Annotated in this window: 21 protein-coding genes; 12 read left to right on the top strand and 9 right to left on the bottom strand. The window is 63.5% G+C overall.

Annotated elements, in window-relative coordinates:
• The 4 genes from livM (at nucleotide 1) to ACK3BK_RS22555 (ending at nucleotide 4,250) form a co-directional block, all read left to right on the top strand.
• Nucleotides 1-1,302 (top strand): high-affinity branched-chain amino acid ABC transporter permease LivM, encoded by a 1,302-nt coding sequence (gene livM, locus ACK3BK_RS22570; protein ID WP_186665951.1) that lies wholly within the window; start codon nucleotides 1-3, stop codon nucleotides 1,300-1,302.
• Nucleotides 1,299-2,174: an ATP-binding cassette domain-containing protein gene (locus ACK3BK_RS22565; protein ID WP_186665953.1), complete on the top strand. Its 876-nt coding sequence runs from the start codon at nucleotides 1,299-1,301 to the stop codon at nucleotides 2,172-2,174. The genes livM and ACK3BK_RS22565 overlap by 4 nt, the downstream gene beginning before the upstream one ends.
• A complete protein-coding gene (locus ACK3BK_RS22560) occupies nucleotides 2,171-2,887 on the top strand; it encodes an ABC transporter ATP-binding protein (RefSeq protein WP_054894550.1) in 717 nt (238 codons plus the stop codon). Before ACK3BK_RS22565 ends, ACK3BK_RS22560 begins: the two co-directional genes overlap by 4 nt.
• Nucleotides 2,888-3,482: 595 nt before the next feature.
• Nucleotides 3,483-4,250, top strand: a complete 768-nt coding sequence (locus ACK3BK_RS22555; protein ID WP_411383365.1) for an SDR family oxidoreductase — start codon at nucleotides 3,483-3,485, stop codon at nucleotides 4,248-4,250.
• Between the two features lie 174 nt (nucleotides 4,251-4,424).
• Here ACK3BK_RS22555 and ACK3BK_RS22550 read toward each other — a convergent pair whose 3' ends face one another.
• From ACK3BK_RS22550 to ACK3BK_RS22540, 3 genes are all read right to left on the bottom strand, one after another.
• Nucleotides 4,425-5,534 (bottom strand): AGE family epimerase/isomerase, encoded by a 1,110-nt coding sequence (locus tag ACK3BK_RS22550; RefSeq protein WP_411383364.1) that lies wholly within the window; start codon nucleotides 5,532-5,534, stop codon nucleotides 4,425-4,427.
• An 82-nt stretch (nucleotides 5,535-5,616) separates the two neighbouring features.
• Nucleotides 5,617-6,249 carry a TetR family transcriptional regulator gene (locus tag ACK3BK_RS22545; protein WP_054894553.1) on the bottom strand — a complete coding sequence of 211 codons (633 nt, stop codon included), beginning with the start codon at nucleotides 6,247-6,249 and terminating at the stop codon, nucleotides 5,617-5,619.
• A gap of 125 nt (nucleotides 6,250-6,374) precedes the next feature.
• Nucleotides 6,375-6,875, bottom strand: a complete 501-nt coding sequence (locus ACK3BK_RS22540; protein ID WP_411383363.1) for a phage infection protein — start codon at nucleotides 6,873-6,875, stop codon at nucleotides 6,375-6,377.
• 341 nt (nucleotides 6,876-7,216) lie between these two features.
• Between ACK3BK_RS22540 and ACK3BK_RS22535 the strand changes: the two genes are divergently transcribed.
• Nucleotides 7,217-9,280 (top strand): AsmA family protein, encoded by a 2,064-nt coding sequence (locus ACK3BK_RS22535; protein WP_411383362.1) that lies wholly within the window; start codon nucleotides 7,217-7,219, stop codon nucleotides 9,278-9,280.
• A 158-nt stretch (nucleotides 9,281-9,438) separates the two neighbouring features.
• On the opposite strand, the gene ACK3BK_RS22530 is transcribed toward ACK3BK_RS22535, so the two are convergent.
• Nucleotides 9,439-10,026 (bottom strand): TetR/AcrR family transcriptional regulator, encoded by a 588-nt coding sequence (locus tag ACK3BK_RS22530; RefSeq protein WP_411383361.1) that lies wholly within the window; start codon nucleotides 10,024-10,026, stop codon nucleotides 9,439-9,441.
• Nucleotides 10,027-10,142: 116 nt separating this feature from the next.
• Here ACK3BK_RS22530 and ACK3BK_RS22525 point away from each other — a divergent pair, with 116 nt between their 5' ends.
• On the top strand, nucleotides 10,143-11,324 hold the full coding sequence (locus tag ACK3BK_RS22525; protein WP_411383360.1) for an epoxide hydrolase family protein: 1,182 nt from the start codon (nucleotides 10,143-10,145) through the stop codon (nucleotides 11,322-11,324).
• 90 nt (nucleotides 11,325-11,414) lie between these two features.
• Here the strand turns inward: ACK3BK_RS22525 and ACK3BK_RS22520 are convergent, their stop codons facing one another.
• Both ACK3BK_RS22520 and osmE read right to left on the bottom strand, forming a co-directional pair.
• Nucleotides 11,415-11,945 (bottom strand): bacterioferritin, encoded by a 531-nt coding sequence (locus ACK3BK_RS22520; protein WP_411383359.1) that lies wholly within the window; start codon nucleotides 11,943-11,945, stop codon nucleotides 11,415-11,417.
• A 39-nt stretch (nucleotides 11,946-11,984) separates the two neighbouring features.
• Complete coding sequence (gene osmE, locus ACK3BK_RS22515; RefSeq protein WP_186665960.1) at nucleotides 11,985-12,326, bottom strand: osmotically-inducible lipoprotein OsmE; 342 nt, start codon at nucleotides 12,324-12,326, stop codon at nucleotides 11,985-11,987.
• A gap of 134 nt (nucleotides 12,327-12,460) precedes the next feature.
• Here osmE and ACK3BK_RS22510 point away from each other — a divergent pair, with 134 nt between their 5' ends.
• Nucleotides 12,461-13,351: an esterase/lipase family protein gene (locus ACK3BK_RS22510; RefSeq protein WP_411383358.1), complete on the top strand. Its 891-nt coding sequence runs from the start codon at nucleotides 12,461-12,463 to the stop codon at nucleotides 13,349-13,351.
• Here the strand turns inward: ACK3BK_RS22510 and ACK3BK_RS22505 are convergent.
• Nucleotides 13,332-14,225: a DMT family transporter gene (locus tag ACK3BK_RS22505; protein WP_411383357.1), complete on the bottom strand. Its 894-nt coding sequence runs from the start codon at nucleotides 14,223-14,225 to the stop codon at nucleotides 13,332-13,334. The two genes, ACK3BK_RS22510 and ACK3BK_RS22505, sit on opposite strands and share 20 nt — an antisense overlap.
• A 166-nt stretch (nucleotides 14,226-14,391) precedes the next feature.
• Here ACK3BK_RS22505 and ACK3BK_RS22500 point away from each other — a divergent pair, with 166 nt between their 5' ends.
• The 3 genes from ACK3BK_RS22500 (at nucleotide 14,392) to ACK3BK_RS22490 (ending at nucleotide 16,614) form a co-directional block, all read left to right on the top strand.
• Complete coding sequence (locus ACK3BK_RS22500; protein ID WP_411383356.1) at nucleotides 14,392-15,180, top strand: AraC family transcriptional regulator; 789 nt, start codon at nucleotides 14,392-14,394, stop codon at nucleotides 15,178-15,180.
• 62 nt (nucleotides 15,181-15,242) lie between these two features.
• Nucleotides 15,243-15,536: a PsiF family protein gene (locus ACK3BK_RS22495; RefSeq protein ID WP_186665964.1), complete on the top strand. Its 294-nt coding sequence runs from the start codon at nucleotides 15,243-15,245 to the stop codon at nucleotides 15,534-15,536.
• A 70-nt stretch (nucleotides 15,537-15,606) separates the two neighbouring features.
• Complete coding sequence (locus ACK3BK_RS22490) at nucleotides 15,607-16,614, top strand: AI-2E family transporter (RefSeq protein WP_411383355.1); 1,008 nt, start codon at nucleotides 15,607-15,609, stop codon at nucleotides 16,612-16,614.
• 129 nt (nucleotides 16,615-16,743) lie between these two features.
• Here the strand turns inward: ACK3BK_RS22490 and ACK3BK_RS22485 are convergent, their stop codons facing one another.
• Nucleotides 16,744-18,015 carry an Hsp70 family protein gene (locus ACK3BK_RS22485; protein ID WP_411383354.1) on the bottom strand — a complete coding sequence of 424 codons (1,272 nt, stop codon included), beginning with the start codon at nucleotides 18,013-18,015 and terminating at the stop codon, nucleotides 16,744-16,746.
• A 163-nt stretch (nucleotides 18,016-18,178) separates the two neighbouring features.
• Here ACK3BK_RS22485 and cbpA point away from each other — a divergent pair, with 163 nt between their 5' ends.
• Both cbpA and ACK3BK_RS22475 read left to right on the top strand, forming a co-directional pair.
• Nucleotides 18,179-19,132, top strand: coding sequence for a curved DNA-binding protein (gene cbpA, locus ACK3BK_RS22480; protein WP_186665967.1), 954 nt, complete (start codon nucleotides 18,179-18,181; stop codon nucleotides 19,130-19,132).
• 2 nt (nucleotides 19,133-19,134) lie between these two features.
• Entirely contained in the window at nucleotides 19,135-19,440 is a 306-nt protein-coding gene (locus tag ACK3BK_RS22475) for a chaperone modulator CbpM (protein WP_186665968.1), read from the top strand.
• 126 nt (nucleotides 19,441-19,566) lie between these two features.
• Here ACK3BK_RS22475 and ACK3BK_RS22470 read toward each other — a convergent pair whose 3' ends face one another.
• Nucleotides 19,567-20,082 carry an N-acetyltransferase family protein gene (locus ACK3BK_RS22470; protein WP_411383353.1) on the bottom strand — a complete coding sequence of 172 codons (516 nt, stop codon included), beginning with the start codon at nucleotides 20,080-20,082 and terminating at the stop codon, nucleotides 19,567-19,569.
• Nucleotides 20,083-20,104 lie beyond the last annotated feature (22 nt).

Raw genomic sequence — 20,104 nt, 5'->3', positions numbered from 1 at the left:
ATGTCCGTTGCCAATACTGCCTCCACTTCTCCAAGCAAGGGCTTCGACATCAAGCGCAGCCTGATCGAGACCCTCGTCGCCGGCCTGCTGGCGCTCATCGTTTTCGGCCCGGTCGTCGGCGTGGTGCTCGACGGCTACAGCTTCAATGCAGAACCCCGGCGAGTCGCGTGGCTGGTCGGCGGGGTGATGATCGGTCGCTTCGTGCTCAGCCTGTTCCTGCAGACACCCACCGGCCAACGCCTGCTGCAAGGCTTCGACAGCGGCGGCTCCGGCGTGCACGTGCTGGCTCCCGACTACAAGTCGCGCCTGCGCTACATCATCCCGGCGCTGATCGTCATCGCCATCGTCTTCCCGATCTTTGCCAACAAGTACCTGCTGACCGTGGTCATCCTCGGGCTGATCTACGTGCTGCTGGGCTTGGGCCTGAACATCGTGGTCGGCCTTGCCGGACTGCTCGACCTGGGTTACGTGGCGTTCTACGCCATCGGCGCCTATGGCCTGGCGTTGGGCTACCAGTACCTGGGGCTGGGTTTCTGGACCGTGCTGCCATTGGCGGCCATCGCTGCGGCGCTGGCGGGATGCATACTGGGCTTCCCGGTGCTGCGCATGCATGGCGACTACCTGGCGATCGTCACCCTGGGGTTCGGTGAAATCATTCGCCTGGTGCTGAACAACTGGTTGTCGTTCACCGGTGGCCCGAACGGCATGCCGGCGCCGTCGCCGACCTTCTTCGGGCTGGAGTTCGGCCGTCGGGCGAAGGATGGCGGGGTGCCGTTCCACGAGTTCTTCGGTATCGAATACAACGCCAACTACAAGTTCCTGTTCATCTACATCGTGCTGTTCCTGGTGGTATTGGCGGTGCTCTACATCAAGCACCGGCTCACGCGCATGCCGGTCGGTCGAGCCTGGGAGGCGCTGCGTGAAGACGAGATCGCCTGCCGTTCGATGGGCCTGAACCACGTGCTGGTCAAGCTTTCGGCCTTTACCCTGGGCGCCTCTACTGCGGGCCTTGCCGGGGTGTTCTTCGCCACTTACCAGGGTTTCGTCAACCCGTCGTCGTTCACCTTCTTCGAATCGGCCTTGATCCTGGCCATCGTCGTGCTTGGCGGCATGGGCTCGACCGTGGGCGTGGTGATCGCCGCCTTCGTGCTGACCGTGGCGCCGGAGCTGCTGCGCAGCTTCTCCGAGTACCGCGTGCTGCTGTTCGGTGTGCTGATGGTGCTGATGATGATCTGGCGACCGCGAGGGCTGATCCGCATCAGCCGCACTGGCGTGGTCCCACGTAAAGGAGTGGCGCCATGAGCGACGAAATCATTCTCTCGGTCGATAACCTGATGATGCAGTTCGGCGGCATCAAGGCGCTCAGCGACGTCAGCCTGAAGGTCAAGCGCAACCAGATCTTCGCCCTGATCGGCCCCAACGGCGCCGGCAAGACCACGGTGTTCAACTGCCTGACCGGCTTCTACAAGGCCAGCGGCGGGCGCATTGAGCTGAACGTGCGTGGCCGTCACACCAACGTCATCCAACTGCTGGGCGAACGCTTCGAGGCGACGGATTTCGTCTCCCCGGCGCGCTTCGCCAACCGCCTGTACTACAAGATGTTCGGTGGCACCCACCTGGTGAACCGCGCGGGCCTGGCACGCACCTTCCAGAACATTCGCCTGTTCAAGGAAATGTCGGTGGTGGAAAACCTGCTGGTGGCCCAGCACATGTGGGTCAACCGCAATCTGCTGGCCGGAGTGCTCAACACCAAGGGCTATCGCCAGGCCGAAAGCGATGCGTTGGACCACGCGTTCTACTGGTTGGAGGTGGTCGATCTGGTCGATTGCGCCAACCGCCTGGCCGGCGAGCTGTCGTACGGTCAGCAGCGCCGCCTGGAGATCGCCCGGGCCATGTGCACGCGGCCGAAGATCATCTGCCTGGACGAGCCGGCCGCCGGCCTCAACCCGCAGGAGACCGAGGCCCTGAGCCGCATGATTCGTGTGCTGCGCGACGAGCACGACATCACCGTGGTGCTGATCGAGCATGACATGGGCATGGTCATGAGCATTTCCGATCACATCGTCGTGCTCGACCACGGCAATGTGATCGCCGAAGGCGCCCCGCAGGACATCCGCAACAACCCGACGGTAATCGCCGCCTACCTGGGTGCCGACGAAGAGGAACTGATATGAGTGCACCCATTCTCGAGCTCAAGGACCTGGATGTGTTCTACGGGCCGATCCAGGCGCTGAAGAAGGTCTCGATGCATATCGAGGAGGGCGAGACGGTCAGCCTGATCGGTGCCAACGGCGCGGGCAAGTCCACGCTGCTGATGTCGATTTTCGGCCAGCCGCGGGCAGCTTCCGGGCAGATCCTCTACCGTGGCACCGACATTACCCGCAAGTCGTCGCACTACATCGCCTCCAACGGCATCGCCCAGTCGCCGGAAGGGCGGCGGGTGTTCCCCGACATGACCGTCGAGGAGAACCTGATGATGGGCACCATCCCCATCGGCGACAAGCATGCCGACGAAGACATGCAGCGCATGTACGAGCTGTTCCCGCGACTCAAGGAACGCCGCAACCAGCGGGCCATGACCATGTCCGGCGGCGAGCAGCAGATGCTGGCCATCGCCCGTGCCTTGATGAGCCGCCCCAAGCTGCTGTTGCTGGACGAGCCGTCGCTGGGGTTGGCGCCGATCGTGGTCAAGCAGATCTTCTCGACCCTGCGCGAACTGGCCAAGACCGGCATGACCATTTTCCTGGTCGAGCAGAACGCCAACCATGCGCTGAAACTGTCGGACCGGGCGTATGTGATGGTCAACGGCCAGATTCGCATGACCGGGACCGGGCAGGAGTTGCTGGTCAACGAAGAGGTGCGCAGCGCGTATCTGGGCGGGCATTGAGGTGGGGCAGGGGCTGCAAGGCAGCCCCGGTCGCCAATGTGGACAACTTGTCGCACATCGCGCTTGAAACACCGTAGATTCCTTGCATAAACCCTTGTTTCCACAGGCACGGTCTTTTCCACGATTAATGTGGAACCGCCTGTGGAAAACATGGTGGCACCTCGCTGGACCCCTCGCACTCCAAGGTCTGCATGGCAATGATCAATAATTGATCAATCGAGCTTTGTGCACAATTGCGTGGCTCTTTTGCCGTTGAAACGCGGCCAGGGATCGCTGCTGTCTTTCTGTGGATAAGTCTGTGCGCAACCCTTGGACAGACCGCTGTACACGGCATGGCTGAAAGCGTTGAGCCATCACCCTGAGCGCTCTGAAAGAGTTCCCTCAGGCCACAGGGTTCCCTTTACCCGACGAGTTGCCCCCAATCCGTGGGGAAAGCCTTGTGGATAAGATGCGTATAGCCTGCACCAGCCCTTGTGCTGCAAGGCTTTCGAGGCGTTGCCTGTTTTTTGACCAGTACCGAAAACGGCTTGCTGCCGGCGAGCGCCGCGGGCATGCTGCAAGGCCTGCGACGACCCCTACAGCGAAGGAGAACAGCATGACGTCCACCATATTCATCACAGGTGCCACTTCCGGTTTCGGTGAAGCCACTGCCCGTCGTTTCGCCGACGCGGGCTGGAAGCTGGTGCTCACCGGTCGCCGCAAGGAGCGCCTGGACGCCCTGTGCGCCGAGCTGTCGGCCAAGACCGAGGTGTTGGGCCTGGTGGTCGATGTGCGCGACCGCAAGGCAATGGAGGCGGCGATTGCCGGCCTGCCGCCGACCTTCGACAAGTTGCAGGGCCTGGTCAACAACGCAGGGCTGGCCCTGGGCGCCGACCCTGCGCCGCAGTGCGACCTGGACGACTGGGAAACCATGGTCGACACCAACATCAAGGGCCTGATGTACACCACCCGCCTGCTGTTGCCGCGCCTGATCGCCCATGGCCGTGGCGCAAGCATCCTCAACGTGGGTTCGGTGGCGGGCAACTACCCCTATCCGGGCAGCCATGTGTATGGCGGCACCAAGGCCTTTGTCGGGCAGTTCTCCCTGAGCCTGCGCTGCGACCTGCGCGGCACCGGCGTACGGGTGACCAACATCGAGCCGGGGCTGTGTGAAAGCGAGTTCTCGCTGGTGCGCTTCGGTGGCGACCAGTCGCGCTACGACGCTACCTACGCGGGCGCCGAGCCGATCCAGCCGCAGGACATCGCCGACACCATCTTCTGGGTGCTCAACCAGCCGGCGCATATCAACATCAACAACCTTGAACTGATGCCGGTAAGCCAGGACTGGGCTGGGTTCTCGATCGACCGCTCGGCCAAGGGCTGAAAACGGTTCCTCGCCAACTCTTGTAGGAGCAACTGTCTTGCTCAAAATCTAAAGGTCAGCCCAATCCCCCTGTAGGAGCGGGCTTGCCTGCGAACACGGGCGTAGCCCGTGCCAGGCAGCGCGGTGTCTTTTTCGCGGGCAAGTCGGGGCGCCGAACCGCCGCCCCTACAGCCATTAGTGCAGGCGTTGCAGGCCTTCGAGGCAAGTGACCAGGTGGTAGGGCGTGGTGGACGGCATGTCGTGCCGGCTGACTGCGCCCTGGCCATCACGGCATTCGTGCCAGCCGCCGGCATGCAGGAAGTTGTCTTCGAGGGCTTTGAGCTGGGTCATCAGCTTTGCCTCGTTGCCTGGCTTCAACGCCAGCGCCCGCAGATATTCGGCCTGGGCCCAGATCCGCTGGGTCGCATCAATGACCTTGCCATCCACATCCAGCGACGCGAGCACCGCCGCATCCTTCACGCCGCAACCCTCGGCGTACTCGAACGCCCGGCTGATCGATGCATGCAGCGGGGTCCCGCGCAGCAGTGGCGAGGTGTCGAGCAGGTAGAACCATTCGAACTGATGGCCGGGCTCGAACCAGTTATCCACAGCATCGCGGGGTTTTTCCAGCATCACGCCGTGGGTCGGATCGATGAACTGCGCCTGCAGGGCTGTGCATAACTGCACCAGGGCCGCTTGTGCGGCATCGTCCTTACGCACGGCCAGGGTTTGCAGGAAGGCTTCGGCCAGGTGCATCTGCGGGTTCTGCAGCGGGCCGCTGCCAAGGTCGGACCAGTCTTCGCCCAGCACGGCTTCGTACAGACCATCATCCCGAGCGAACTGCTCCTCGATGATTTCCAGGGCCGCGTTCAGCGCCGACTCGACCAGCCCTTCGCCGACCTTGCCCCAGTAGTGGGCGCAGGCGAAGACGATGAAGGCGTGGGTGTAGAGGTCCTTGCGTCGGTCCAGTGGCTTGCCGTCGGCATCGATGCTGTAGAACCAGCCGCCGTGCTCGGCGTCGTGAAAATGTCGCTGCAGCGAGCGGAACAGCGCGGCAGCGCGCTCGGCGGCACCGGGTTGCTCGATGCGGCTGCTGAACAGGTAGAGCTGACGTGCGCAGGCCATGGCGCGGTAGCGCTGCACCGGCAGGGGGTGGTGTTCGGCGTCGAGGGCTTCGAAGGGCAGGGCCATGTCGGCGTTCCACCCGGGACCTTGCCACAAGGGCACGATGCGCTCGGCGAAATGTTCGCGCACAGAAGCCAGGCAGGTGGTCAACTCGGACGGGGTAGGGCGGGGGTTGGACATGAAGGCGCTCGTCGCAATCGGGCAGGGCGCCATGGTAGCAGAACTGGGGAAGGGGTTGATTGTGCCGGCCGCTTCGCGGGCTTCAGCCCGGATTCCCCAAGCCCTGCCAATGCCGCGCCCCGACGAAGATGAAGCGCAGTTGCTGGGTGATCTTGTCCTGCGCGGTCAGCGCCTGCGGGCACGCCGGATCAGGGCTGTCGATCAGCTCTGGCAGGGTGGCGAACACGGTCTTGACCACCAGGTCGGCCATCACCCCCAGGGCGGCGCTGTCCAGGTGCTGCCAGCGGGTCATGCGTGCAAGGTCGGTGGCCAGGTCAGAGCTGATGTCCCGGCGCAGCCGGGCGATGGCTTGGCGCACGGGCTGCGATCCGCCGTACTGTTCACGGGCGAGGAACAGGAATTGGGCGCGGTGTGCCGCCACCACATCGAGAAAGATGCGCACCGAGGCGTCGGTGATGCCGCCGAGTTCGAATTCGTTGTGGCGCACCAGGCGAATGGTCTGGCGGAAGGTTGCGTCGACCTCGGCGACCAGCGCGAGGCCCAGGGCATCCATGTCGGGGAAATGCCGATAGAAACCGGTGGGGACGATGCCAGCGGCCTTGGCCACTTCGCGCAGGCTGATGCTGCCAAAGCCACGGCCACTCTCCATGAGCTGGCAGGCGGCGTCGAGCAAGGCCTGGCGGGTCTGTTGCTTCTGTTCGGCACGCGGCAGCATGGGGTTCTGGATTCTGTGACAGTACGGCTGGGCACTCTAGATAAAAAAACGAAGCCCGGTCAATGGACCGGGCTTTGGAGGGGAGCAAGCGCTGTATGTCGAGTTGTCGTTATCAGCCATGGGCATCAGCTCACGCGGCGGATTTCGACCAGACGATCCGAGCCACCTTCGGCAACGCGGTTGTTACGTTCGATCAGACGGTCCGAGCCACCTTCGGCAACGCGGTTGTTGCGTTCGATCAGACGGTCCGAGCCACCTTCGGCAACGCGATTGTTACGTTCGATCAGACGATCCGAGCCACCCTCGGCAACGCGGTTGTTACGTTCGATCAGGCGATCCGAGCCACCCTCGGCAACGCGGTTGTTGCGTTCGATCAGGCGATCCGAGCCACCCTCGGCAACGCGGTTGTTGCGTTCGATCAGGCGATCCGAGCCACCCTCGGCAACGCGGTTGTTACGTTCGATCAGACGATCCGAGCCACCTTCGGCAACGGTTTTCAGGGGCTGGGCAATCACTGCCGAGCTGGAACGGGCTTCGGCGCTCAGGTGTTGGTCGGCAGCCGGCAGGGCGAAGGCGTTGGCGGCAAGGATGGAAAGACTCAGGCTCAGCAGCAGTTGGCGTTTCATGATTCGGTGCTCCTCGTGGGACGCTGGAAAGTGGGTACGAGGGCAATGCTACGCTTGGTAACTCAAGAAAAAAGTTCATATGGCTAATGGTAACAATCGACGGAAATGATGGTTGGGCGCAAAGGCTCTAGATCAATGATTTCGGGGTGATGGGTGGCTACGTGCTACCCCGTTTTGCCGGTAACACCCGGGTCGATTTCATCCCCGAAGCTGAGAATTAGGTCAGGAAAAACTTCGCTATCATTGCTGTCATCGATAAAACCCCGCGGGCTTTCGTCAGTCCGAAGTAATGAACGCCTTTGCCGCACCGCTTCATGTCATGCAGTCAGGAGAGCCCCGCAATGACGCGCCCCGCCAGAATCTTTACCTGGACCCTCGCTATCCTCGCGGCCTTGCTGGCGATACTGGTGGTGGTGATCGCCACCTTCGACTGGAACCGTATAAAGCCGTTGCTCAACGAGAAGGTCTCCGAGGCCCTGCATCGGCCTTTCGCCATCAATGGCAACCTCGCCGTGCACTGGCAGCGCGAGCCCGATGAGGGCGGCTGGCGCGCCTGGGTGCCGTGGCCGCGCTTCGTGGCCGAAGACCTGACCCTGGGCAATCCCGACTGGCTCAAGGAGCCGCAGATGGTCGGCTTGGAGCGCGTCGAGTTTCGCCTGTCGCCGCTACCGCTGTTGTTCCAGCAGATCTCGATCCCGCGCATCGACCTCACCCATCCCACCGCCAGCCTGACCCGCCTGGCCGACGGCCGGGCCAACTGGACCTTCGACTTCGGGCCCAAGGACGAGAACGCCGAACCGTCGAAATGGGTGCTGGATATCGGCGCCATCGGCTTCGACCAAGGCAACGTCACTTTCGACGACCAGACCCTGCAGACCAGCATGAAAGTGCAGATCGACCCGCTGGGCAAGCCGATCCCTTTCAGCGAGATCGTCGGCAAGGCCAGCGCGGAAAAGGCCGGTGGTGCGCAGGATTACGCGTTCGGGCTCAAGGCCGAAGGTCGCTACAAGGGCCAGGCAGTGTCTGCGACCGGCAAGATCGGCGGCCTGCTGGCGCTGCAGGACGCCAGGCAGCCATTCCCGCTGCAGGTCGATGCACGCGTCGGCGATACGCGCGCAGCGGTCGCCGGCACCTTGACCGATCCACGCAACCTTGGCGCCCTTGACCTGCGCCTGAAACTTTCCGGCAGCAGCCTGGGCAACCTCTATCCACTGACTGGCGTGACCTTGCCCGATACTCCGGCCTATGCCACCGACGGTCATTTCACCGCCAACCTGCACGATCCGCAGGGCGCGCGTTTCCGCTACGAAGGCTTCAACGGCAAGATCGGTGACAGCGACATCCATGGCGACCTGGCCTTCGTCGCCAGCCAGCCACGGCCCAAGCTTTCCGGCAACCTGGTCTCCAACCAGTTGCTGTTCAAGGACCTGGCGCCACTGATCGGCGCCGACTCCAACGCCGAGCAGAAGGCCCGTGGCGGTGCCAGCAAGCAGCCGACCGGCAAGGTGCTGCCGGTGGAGGAGTTTCGCACCGAGCGCTGGCGGGCGATGGATGCCGACGTGACGTTCGCCGGCAAGCGCATCGTGCATAGCGAGCAGTTGCCGTTCAAGGATCTGTCTGCCCATGTGGTGCTCGAGGACGGTCTGCTGCGTATGGTCCCGCTGCGCTTTGGCGTGGCCGGCGGCAACCTCGATGCCAATATTCGCCTCGATGGCCGCTCGGTGCCGATGCAGGGCCGCGCACGCCTGACTGCCCGCGGCTTCAAGCTCAAGGAACTGTTCCCCACCTTTGCCCCGATGCAGACCAGTTTCGGTGAGCTGAACGGCGATGCCGACCTGAGCGGACGCGGCAATTCAGTGGCGGCGTTGCTGGGCACCTCCAATGGCGACCTGCGCCTGCTGATCAACGATGGCGCGATCAGCCGCAGCCTGATGGAGATCGCCGGGCTCAACGTCGGCAACTATGTGGTCGACAAGCTGTTCGGTGACGAGGATGTGAAGATCAACTGCGCGGCGGCCGACGTCGGTATCAAGGATGGTTTGGCGACCACGCGGCTGTTCGTGTTCGACACCGAGAACGCGATCATCTACATCGATGGCACGGCGAATTTTGCCAGCGAGCAAGTGGACCTGAAGGTCACTCCGGAATCCAAAGGCCTGCGCCTGTTCTCGCTGCGCTCACCGCTGTATGTGCGGGGGCCGTTCGCCAAGCCCAGTGCTGGTGTGCAGGCTGTGCCGCTGGCCTTGCGTGGCGCAGGGATGGTGGCACTGGGTGTGGCGATCGGGCCAGCTGCGGGGTTGCTGGCGCTGATTGCCCCCGGTGGTGATGTGCCCAACCAGTGCACGCCGCTGCTGGAGCGGATGAAGGCCGGCAAGGCGCCTGCGGCAGTGAAACCGAAGAAGTAGAGGCCATGATCGCGGGACCAGTCCGCAGGTTCACCGCTGTCCTCAGTGGCAGCAGTGAACCTGCGGGAGCAACTGTCTTGTTCAAAATCTAAAGGCTAGCCCAATCCCTGTGGGAGCGGGCTGGTCCCGCGATAGAGCCGGCCCAGGCCAATAACCGCTTACAGCCCCAGCGCCGTCAGGAAGGCATCGATCTGCCGCTCGAACGCCGGTCGCTCGTATTCCACCAGCGCCACACGCCACAACCCTTTGAGGTAGGTGGCGATGATCGACGCCGTCATCTGCGGTTCCAGCCCTTGCGGCAACACCCCGCGCTCGCGGTCCTCGGCCAGACGCCCGGCGAACATCGCTTTCAAGTCTGTCAGCGCCTGTTCGGCGCGGGCCTTGAGCTCGTCATCGGCCAGCACTTCCTCGGTTTCCATCGCCGCCAGCATGCACAGGCGTGACGGCGTGGCCGGGTTGTCGAGGCTGTCGAGCACATCGGCGAAGAACGCACGGATGCCCAGGGCCGCAGTCGGTGCGGCCAGCAGGGCCTGTTCCCGCTTGCCGACCACCTCTTCGTTGTAGCGCTCGACGCAGGCCAGGTAGAGCTGTTTCTTGCTCTTGAGGGTGTTGTAGAACGAGCCCTCGCCAATGCCCATGACCTTGAGCAGGTCACGCAGGCCGGTGGCGGCGTAGCCGTTCTTCCAGAACAGGCCCGTGGCGCTGGCCAGGGCTTGCTGATAGTCGAATGAGATTTTTCGTGTCATGGACGGCACTCTATCGTATTTGTAGCAGTCGTTAAAGTTTTTCGTTGACAGTATCCGGAGGGGCGGCTTATTTTTTGTAGCGACCGCTACAGGTTTGTTTTCATCCGGAGTTGAACATGTCCACGCTTTCCACCCTCGAGCCCTTCAAGGTCGATATCCCGCAGGCTGCAATCGACGACCTGCACCAGCGCCTGCGGGCTATCCGCTGGCCCGACCCGGAACTGGTCGCCGATTGGTCCCAGGGCGTGCCCCTGGAGGCCGCCAAGGGCCTGATCGATCATTGGCTCAACCACTACGACTGGCGCCGTTTCGAGGCCCGCATCAACCGTTTCGAGCAGTTCCATACGCAGATAGACGGCGTCGCCATTCACTTCATCCATGCGCGCTCGCCGCATCCTGAGGCGATGCCCATCCTGCTGACCCACGGCTGGCCGGGGTCGGTGGTGGAGTTTCTCGACGTCATCGAGCGCCTTACCGATCCAACCCGTTTCGGGGGGTGTGCCGAGGACGCCTTCCATGTCGTGGTGCCGTCGATTCCTGGCTACGGCTTCTCGGGAAAACCCACCAGCCTGGGCTGGAACCCACAGCGGATCGCCCGTGCCTGGGCCGTGCTGATGACCGAGAAACTCGGCTACACGCGCTGGGTCGCCCAAGGCGGTGATTGGGGATCGGCGATCACCCACGCACTGGCCAGCCAGCAACCGGCGGGCCTGTTGGCGGCTCACGTGAACCTGTTGCTGGTGGTGCCCGAGCAGGCGCCGGAGCACCCGGACGAGGCCGAGCTGCAGGCGCTGAGCGATGTGGATCACTACCTGAACCAGATGTCCGGCTATGCCGACCAGATGAACACCCGTCCGCAGACCATCGGCTATGCACTGAACGACTCGCCGCTGGCGCTGGCCATGTGGATGTACGAGAAGTTCTGGGAATGGACCGACAACAAGGGCCGTCCGGAAGATGCCCTGAGCCGCGACCAGATGCTCGACGACATCTCGTTGTACTGGTTCACCGGCACCGGCACGTCCAGCGCCCGCTTGTACTGGGAGGGTGTGGGCAGCACCATTCGCGACCGCAGCTTCTTCTCGGCCGTGCGCGCGTCTTCAGAGCGGATCCAGTTGCCGATGGGGGCCACGGTGTTCCCCGCCGAGACCTTCCAGCCGCCACGCAAGTGGGCCGAGCAAGCCTACGCTGAACTGTTCTACTGGAATGAAGCCGAGCATGGCGGGCACTTCGCGGCGTTCGAGCAGCCGCAGATCTTCGCCCGGGAAATGTGGCAGGCCTTTGCGCGGTTCCGTTGAGAGGGCTGGAGCGGGGTTGTCGCGGTGCGGGGCACCGCGATGGCCTCTTTGCGGGCAAGTCGCAACGGCGAACCGCCGCTCCTGAAGTATTTACAGCCCTTGCAGCAGGTCCGACATATCGTCGGCGTGCTCTTCTTCCTGGGCCAGGATGTCCTCGAAGATACGACGGGTGGTCGGATCCTTGTCACCGATGTACTGGATGATCTCGCGGTAGCTGTCGATGGCGATACGCTCGGCGACCAGGTCTTCGAGCACCATCTCCTTGAGATTGCTGCCGGCCACGTACTGCGCGTGGGAGTTCTTGCTCAGGTTGTCCGGGTCGAAGTCCGGCTCGCCGCCCAGTTGGACGATCCGCTCGGCCAGCTTGTCGGCGTGTTCGGCTTCCTGTTTGGCGTGCTCGAGAAACTCCTCGGCGGCGACGCTGGCCTTGATACCGCTGGCCATGAAGTAGTGGCGCTTGTAGCGCAGGGTGCAGACCAGCTCGGTGGCCAGCGACTCGTTCAGCAGGCGGATGATTTCCTGGCGGTCGGCGTTGTAGCCCTCGGTGACCGCGCCTTGCTCGACATGCTGGCGCGCGCGCTGGCGCAAGGTGTTGATATCGGTCAGTTCAACGTTGCTCATGACTCTCTCCATACAGATCAGGGGTTGGGGCGGGAGGGCTCACTGGCCGGGGACGGCCTTGCGGTCCTCTTCTCGTTGCTTGCAGGTCTTGAAGCCTTTGGCATCGACATGGCCGCTGGCGTCGAAGCGCACGTAGTAGGGCTGCTGCTTGCCATCCTTGTAGAGGATGTAGTCGTTGCAGATCCCGCCGTTGGGCAGGTCGCTCATGTTCGACGGGCTGCCGCCGATGGCGATGACCTTTTGCGTGGTCATGCCGTGCTCGACCTGCTTGACCAGCGGCTCGTCGCGGTAGGTCACGTAGTCCACCGGGTTCTCCGGGCGACTGCCGCAGGCGGCGAGGGTCGTGCTTGCGACAAGAATGGCCAGGATCGCTTTGTTCATGGTTCCGCTCCTTGCAGAAGGTCCGTTGCGGGTAGCTGTTAAGGTTGGAACCGCACGGCGCGTCAGGAGTTCGATTCATCAAGCGAAGCGGCGACTACTCTGAGAAGGGCAGGGTTCAGGGAGAGAAATGGCAGATGGCAAACGAACTGGCCACACGCTACCCGCTGGTGCTGGTGCCGGGCATGCTCGGTTTCGTGCGGTTGCTGCTCTATCCGTACTGGTTCGGCATCGTCCCGGCGTTGCGCCGGGGCGGGGCGCAGGTGTTTGCAGTGCAGGTCTCGCCGCTTCATTCCAGCGAGGTGCGTGGCGAGCAGTTGCTGGCGATCATCGAAGACATCTGCCAGCGCACCGGGGCAGACAAGGTCAATCTCATCGGCCACAGCCAGGGTGCGTTGAGTGCGCGCTATGCCGCGGCCTGCAGGCCCGGGCGGGTGGCGTCGGTGACCTCGGTGGCCGGCCCCAACCAGGGCTCGGAACTTGCCGATTATCTCGAACGCAGCGCCCCTGGCGACTCGGCCCGGGGGCGCCTGCTCAAGGCTGCGCTGCATGGCCTGGCGCTGCTGCTGGTGTGGCTGGAGACCGGCTGGCGCCGTGATCCGCTCCCCATCGATGTGCATGCCTCGCATCAGTCGCTGACCTGTTCGGGCGTGGCGCTGTTCAACCAGGCGTATCCGCAGGGATTGCCGCAGCACTGGGGCGGCGAGGGGGCCGCCGAGGTCGGTGGCGTGCGCTATTACTCCTGGTCCGGCATCCTGCAGCCCGGGCGTACCGACAACGGCTGGAACCGCTTCGATGGCAGCAACCGGTTCTGCCGCCTGTTCGCCCGCAGTTTTACCCGCGAGAAAGGCCAGTGCGATGGCATGGTCGGGCGTTGCAGTTCGCACCTGGGCCAGGTGATCGGCGACGATTACCCGCTCGATCACCTGGACATCGTCAACCAGCAGTTCGGTGCCGTGGGCAAGGGCGCGGACCCGGTGCGCCTGTTCACCGAGCACGCTGCCCGACTCAAGGATGCCGGGCTGTAGGCGCGCGGCGCACGGGGGTGGTCCAGCGTTCGGCGAGGATGACCCCGGCCAGTGTCAGCAGGCCGCCATACAAGTGATAGCTGGCCAACTGCTCGTTCAGGACCCCGGCGGCGATCACGGCAGTCACCACCGGCAACAGGTTGAAGAACAGGGTCGTGCGGGTCGGCCCGAGCCTGTGCACGGCCTGCATCCAGAACTGCGGCGCGATCATCGACGCCAGTACACAGGCGTACAGTACCAGGCCGATATTGTTCGCGGTCAGCCCGGTCTTCTCCGACAGCAGGTACATCGGCAGCAGTACCAGGATCGCCATCCAGATCTGCATGTACAGCAGTTGCATCTGTGGCAGGCGCAATTGCCATTTCTTCAGCAGCACGCTGTACAGGGCGTAGGCGAAGGTGGCGACCAGCATCAGCAGGTCACCGCCATTGAGCCCTTGGTGCAGCAGCGCGCCGGGGTTGCCGGCGGACACCACCTCCAGCACGCCGAAGAACGACACCAGGGCGCCGAGCGAGGCGCCGTAGGTCAGGCGCTGGCCGAGCCAGGCGATCGACAGGCCCAGCGACATCAGCGGCATCAGCGAGAGGATGATGCCCATGTTCGTGGCACTGGTGATGCCGGCGGCGAAGTAGGCCATGCTCTGGTACATGACCATGCCCAGCACGCCCAGGACGAACAGCTTGCCCAACTGCGCACGGATCGCCGCGCGGTTGCGCCACACCTGCGGCAGCAGGAACGGGGTGAACAGCAGGCCGGCGAGCAGCCAGCGGTAGAAGCCGATCTCGGCGGGAAAGATCGCTCCGGCGGACATCTTGGTGACGACGGTGTTGCCGGCCCAGATAAGAATCGCCAGGACGGGGAAGCTGTAGTTCATGAGGCTTTGACTCGTGGGAATTGCTGTTTCGGTGTGACACTTCTGTGGGTCGGTTCGGCGCTCCGACTTGCCCGCTGGAAGACCACCGGAGATGCCCGCCATTATCCGCTGTCTGTCCACGAGGCTATACTCCCATCCAGACAACTCACCCTATGAAGCAGACAGCATGTCCGCCAAATACCTCGACCATCCCCGTTTCCCCGAACTCCCGGCCCCGGTGTACTTTCGCTACGACGAGTTCGGCGCCGACACGGTCAGCGCCCCGCACTTTCATCCGTGGGGCCAGCTCAACTATGCCGCCCACGGCGTCATGCACCTGGATGTTGACGGCCAGCGTTTCATCTCGCCGCCAAACCATGCGGTCTGGGTGCCGCCTGACCGTGAACACGGTTGCTACAACCCGCAGGCCGTCGTGTTCCGCTCGGTCTATCTCGACCGCAGCCTGTGCGCCGAGCTGCCTTCCCAGCCCTGCAGCCTGGCGATCAGCGACATCCTCAAGGCGATCCTCGGCGACTTCGCCCGTCGTGACCTCAACATCGCCCAGGACGAACGCGACCAGCGTCTGGTCCAGGTACTGCTCGACCAACTGCTGCTGGCACCCACGCAAACCTGCTACCTGCCTTTCGCCCGCAGCGACGGCCTGCGTCAGGTGCTCGAGGCCCTGCACGCCGAGCCCGGCGACAACCGCCCGCTCGGCCACTGGGCGGGGCAGGTGCATGTCAGCGAGCGTACCCTGGCCCGCCAGTTCATCCGCGAACTGGGTATGAGCTTTGGTGAGTGGCGCCTGCGCCTGCGCTTTCTGCGCGCCATCGAAGCGCTGGAGACCGGCACGCCGATCCAGAGCATCGCCTTCGACCTGGGCTACAGCAGTGCCTCGGCGTTCATCGCCATGTTCCAGCGCCAGGCCCGATGCACGCCGGAACAGTACCGGCGGCGGGTGCGATCAGGGATGTAGGAATTGTTGTCTACACTCAGCTCGACGACCGCGCATCCTGCGCGGGACAAGGAGACCACTCCATGAAGATGCTGCACGTTTCATTGCTGGTACTGGGGATGTCGATCGTCGGCCAGGGATTCGCCGCCACCCCGCAACAGGAAAAGATGAAGACCTGCAACGCCGACGCGACCGCCAAGGAGCTCAAGGGTGACGAGCGCAAGGCGTTCATGAGCACCTGCCTGAAAAAAGCCGAGCCTGCCAAGCCAGCCACGCCGCAGGAGCGCATGAAGGCCTGCAACGCCGACCCGAAGGCCACGGCGCTCAAGGGCGACGAGCGCAAGGCATTCATGAGCGAATGCTTGAAGAAGAAGTGACCTGCGCCTATGCCTGTCGCCTGAAGGCTGGCAGACTGCGGGTCTTTCCGCTGTCTGCCGCCGAGGCTGTATGACTTTCACCCCCCGCCAGATCACCCTGGCCAGCTGCATCATCGTCGTTGCCGGCCTGCTCCTGGCGTTGCCCCTCAAGCTGTTGCCGAGCCTGCTCGCGGGCCTGCTGGTGTTCGAGCTGGTGAACATGCTCACCCCGCGCCTGCAGCCGCTGATCGCGGGGCAACGGGCGCGCTGGCTGGCGGTGGCGCTGCTCGGCACCCTGGTGGTGAGCACGCTGACCTTGCTGATTGCCGGGGCCTTCAGCTTTCTGCTGCACGAAGCCGAAAACCCTGGCGCCTCGCTGGACAAGTTCATGGGCCTGGTGGAGCGCGCCCGGGGGCAGTTGCCGCCGTTCATCGAGGGCTACCTGCCGGCCAGCGCGGCAGAGTTCAAGGTGGCCATCGGCGACTGGATCCGCAGCCACCTGAGCGACCTGCAACTGGTGGGCAAGGGCATGGCACACATGTTCGTGACCCTGCTGATCGGCATGATCCTCGGCGCCATCATCGCCTTGCAGCGGCTGCCCGACCTGTCCCGACGCAAGCCGCTGGCCGCCGCGCTGTTCGAGCGCCTGAGCCTGCTGGTGCAGGCGTTTCGCAACATCGTCTTCGCGCAGATCAAGATCTCGCTGCTCAACACGACGTTCACCGGCATCTTTCTCGCCGTGGTGCTGCCGCTGTTCGACGTGCACCTACCGCTGACCAAGACCCTGATCGTGCTGACCTTCCTGCTCGGGCTGCTGCCAGTGATCGGCAACCTGATGTCCAACACCCTGATCACCATCGTCGGGCTGTCGCTGTCGATCTGGGTGGCGGCGGCGGCGCTGGGCTACCTGATCGTCATCCACAAGGTCGAGTATTTCCTCAACGCGCGGATCGTCGGTGGGCAGATCAGGGCCAAGTCGTGGGAACTGTTGCTGGCGATGCTGGTGTTCGAAGCGGCGTTCGGCTTGCCGGGGGTGGTGGCGGGGCCGATCTACTATGCCTACCTGAAGAGTGAGCTCAGGCGGATGGAGCTGGTCTGAGGGGGTGCTTGAAATTGTACAGGCCTCTTCGCGGGTAAACCCGCTCCCACAGGTTCTCCGCTGCCTTCAAGGCATAGGTAACCCTGTGGGAGCGGGTTTACCCGAGAAGAGGCCAGTACAGGCAAAGGATCAAATTGTCCCGTAACGCTTGCGCGCCTCGATGGCCAGCCCGCTGCCAATGCTGCCGAAGATATTGCCTTCCACATGCCGCGCATTGGGCAGCATCGCCGCAACGCTGTTGCGCAGCGCCGGAATACCGCTCGAACCCCCGGTGAAGAACACCGTATCCACCTGCGTTTCACTGACCCCAGCCTTGGCCAGCAGCTCGCTGACACTGCCACGGACCCGCTGCAGCAGGCCGTCGATGGCGTCCTCGAACAGGTCGCGGGTCAGGTCCGCCGCCAGGCCCGGCTCGACCCGGCCCAGGTCGATGCGCCGACTGGCCTGGTCGGTCAGCTCGATCTTGCTGGCCTCCACTTCCATCGCCAGCCAGTGCCCGGCGCGCTGTTCGATCAGGTTGAACAGGCGGTCGATGCCCAGCGCATCCTCGATGTCGTAGCGCATGCTGCCCAGGGCCAGTTGCGACTTTTGCGAATACAGGGCGTTGATGGTGTGCCAGGTCGCCAGGTTCAGGTGGTAGCTGGTCGGCATCAGCGCGCCGCTCTTCATCCGGCTGCCATAACCGAACAGCGGCATCACGCCCTGCAGGCTCAGTTGCTTGTCGAAGTCGGTTCCGCCGATGTGCACGCCGCCGGTGGCGAGGATGTCATCCTGGCGCTCATCGACCAGGTGGCGCTCGGGCGACAGGCGGATCAGGGTAAAGTCCGAAGTACCGCCGCCGATATCGACGATGAGCACCAGCTCTTCGCGGCTGATCCCCGATTCATAGTCGAAGGCTGCGGCGATCGGTTCGTACTGGAACGACACGTCCTTGAAGCCGATCTTGCGCGCTACTTCGGCGAGGGTATCCTCGGCCTCCTGGTCGGCCGCCGGGTCTTCATCGACGAAGAACACCGGGCGGCCCAGCACCACCTGGTCAAAGCTGCGCCCGGCATTGGCCTCGGCGCGTTTCTTCAGCTCGCCGATGAACATGCCCAGCAGATCCTTGAACGGCAGGGCGCTGCCCAGCACGCTGGTGTCGTGCTTGATCAGCTTGGAGCCCAGCAGGCTCTTGAGCGAGCGCATCAGGCGGCCTTCGTAGCCTTCCAGGTACTCGTGCAGGGCCTGGCGGCCGTACACCGGGCGCCGCTCCTCGATGTTGAAGAACACCACCGACGGCAGGGTGATCTTGCCCTCTTCCAGGGCGATCAGCGATTCGACGCCAGGGCGGTGCCAACCCACCGTGGAGTTGGAGGTGCCGAAGTCGATGCCAAGGGCGCGAGCCGGGGATAGGTCAGACATGGGGAGGGGCTTCCGGAGGCCAAACGGCCGCGCAGTTTATGCCAGTGGCCGACAGAATCAAGACCGATCGTCTGCCATAAGACAAACCCAAGCGAACCTTGAAAGGCTATGCTTGACCCCAATCTTCAGATGCAACACGAAAATTCCTACTGGTGATCCTTAGATGGACTTCAAAGACTATTACAAGATACTCGGCGTCGAGCCCAGCGCGGACGAGAAGGCGATCAAGGCCGCGTACCGCAAGCTGGCGCGCAAGTATCACCCTGACGTCAGCAAGGAACGTGACGCCGAGGACAAGTTCAAGGAGGCCAACGAGGCCTACGAAGTGCTGGGCGATGCGCAGAAACGCGCCGAATTCGACGAGATCCGCAAGTACGGCGGCCAGCATGGCCGGCCGTTCCAGGCGCCGCCAGGCTGGGAAAGCCGCGGCGGTGGTGGCGGCTTCGAGGGCGGCGATTTCTCTGACTTCTTCAGCTCGATCTTCGGTGCCCGTGGCGGCAATCCCTTTGGCGGCGCACGCGGCCAGCAGCGCAGTGCCGGCAGGCGAGGGCAGGACGTGGAACTGGAACTGGCGGTCTTTCTCGAAGAGACCCTGAGCAAGGAATCCAAGCAGATCAGTTTCCAGGTCCCGCAGACCAACGCTGCCGGGCAGCGCACCGGTTTCACCACCAAGACGCTGAACGTGAAGATCCCCGCCGGTGTGACCGATGGCGAGCGCATCCGCCTCAAGGGCCAGGGCGCTCCGGGCGTGGGCGGTGGCGCCAACGGCGACCTGTTCCTGACCATTCGCATGGCGCCGCACCCGCTGTTCGATGTCGAAGGTCACGACCTGATCATCACCGTGCCGCTGGCCCCCTGGGAGGCGGCGCTGGGGACCAAGGTGGCGGTACCGACACTGACCGGCAAGATCAACCTGACCATCCGCCCCGACAGCCAGAGCGGGCAGCGCCTGCGGGTCAAGGGCATGGGCCTTGCGAACAAGCAGGGCGAGCGTGGCGATCTCTACGCCCAGCTCAAGGTGGTCATGCCGAGCACCTCCGATGCGACCACTCGCGAACTGTGGACCAAACTCTCCGAGAAGGCCGCGTTCAACCCGAGGACACAATGGAGTAAGTGACCATGAGCAGCACCCTGATCGTTCAACTGGACATGCGAACCTTGTGTCAGGAGGCCGATGTCACGGCCGACTGTGTGATCGAAATCGTCGAGCACGGCATTGTCGAACCCTCCGGGCGCACCCCGGAGGACTGGTTATTCGACGATCAGGCGCCGCTGCTGGCCAAGCGTGCGGCCAAGCTGCACCAGGAGCTGGAACTGGAGTGGGAAGGGGTGGCGCTGGCGCTGGAGTTGCTGCAGGAAGTGCAGCAGTTGCGCAGTGAGAACAGCATGTTGCGGCAGCGGTTGGGGCGGTTTACCCAGATGTGAGGTTTGCAGGCTTGGCCTCTTCGCGGGCAAGCCCGCTCCTACAGGTACTGCGCGGGTCTCATATACGGTGCAATACCTGTGGGAGCGGGCTTGCCCGCGAAGAGGCCAGCACAGCCAACATCAATTTCAGGTTGGTTCGGCACCTGGATTCAGCACCAACTGCATCAAGGTAAGGTCCATCCAGCGTCCGAACTTGACGCCCACCTGCGGCATCTGCCCGGTCACCACGAACCCCAGCCGCTCATGAATGCGCACCGAGGCAGCGTTGCCACTCTCGATGGCCGCCACCATCACATGCTTGCCACAACTGCGTGCACGTTCGATCAACAACTGCATCAGCACCGGCCCCAGGCCTTTACCACGTTGATCCCCACGCACATACACCGAGTGCTCGACGGTGAAGCGGTAGCCCTCGAAGGTACGCCAGTCGCCAAAGGAGGCGTAGCCCAGCACGCCGCTTTCATCCACGGCCACCAGCACCGGATAGCCCTGCTCTACACGTGCAGCGACCCAGGCCTGGCGGTTGGCCAGGTCTACCTGTTGTTCGTTCCAGATCGCCGTGGTGTTGCGCACGGCGTCGTTGTAGATGTCGAGGATGCCCGCCACGTCGTCGGGTAGGGCATCACGGATCAGGTAGCTCATGGCAGTGTCTTCGCGAACTCGA

Origin of the sequence: Pseudomonas sp. L7, from assembly GCF_046605565.1 — a bacterium.
GTDB lineage: Bacteria > Pseudomonadota > Gammaproteobacteria > Pseudomonadales > Pseudomonadaceae > Aquipseudomonas > Aquipseudomonas wayambapalatensis.
Note: the sequence above shows the minus strand (reverse complement) of the source record. Positions and strands in the feature narration are given on the sequence as shown.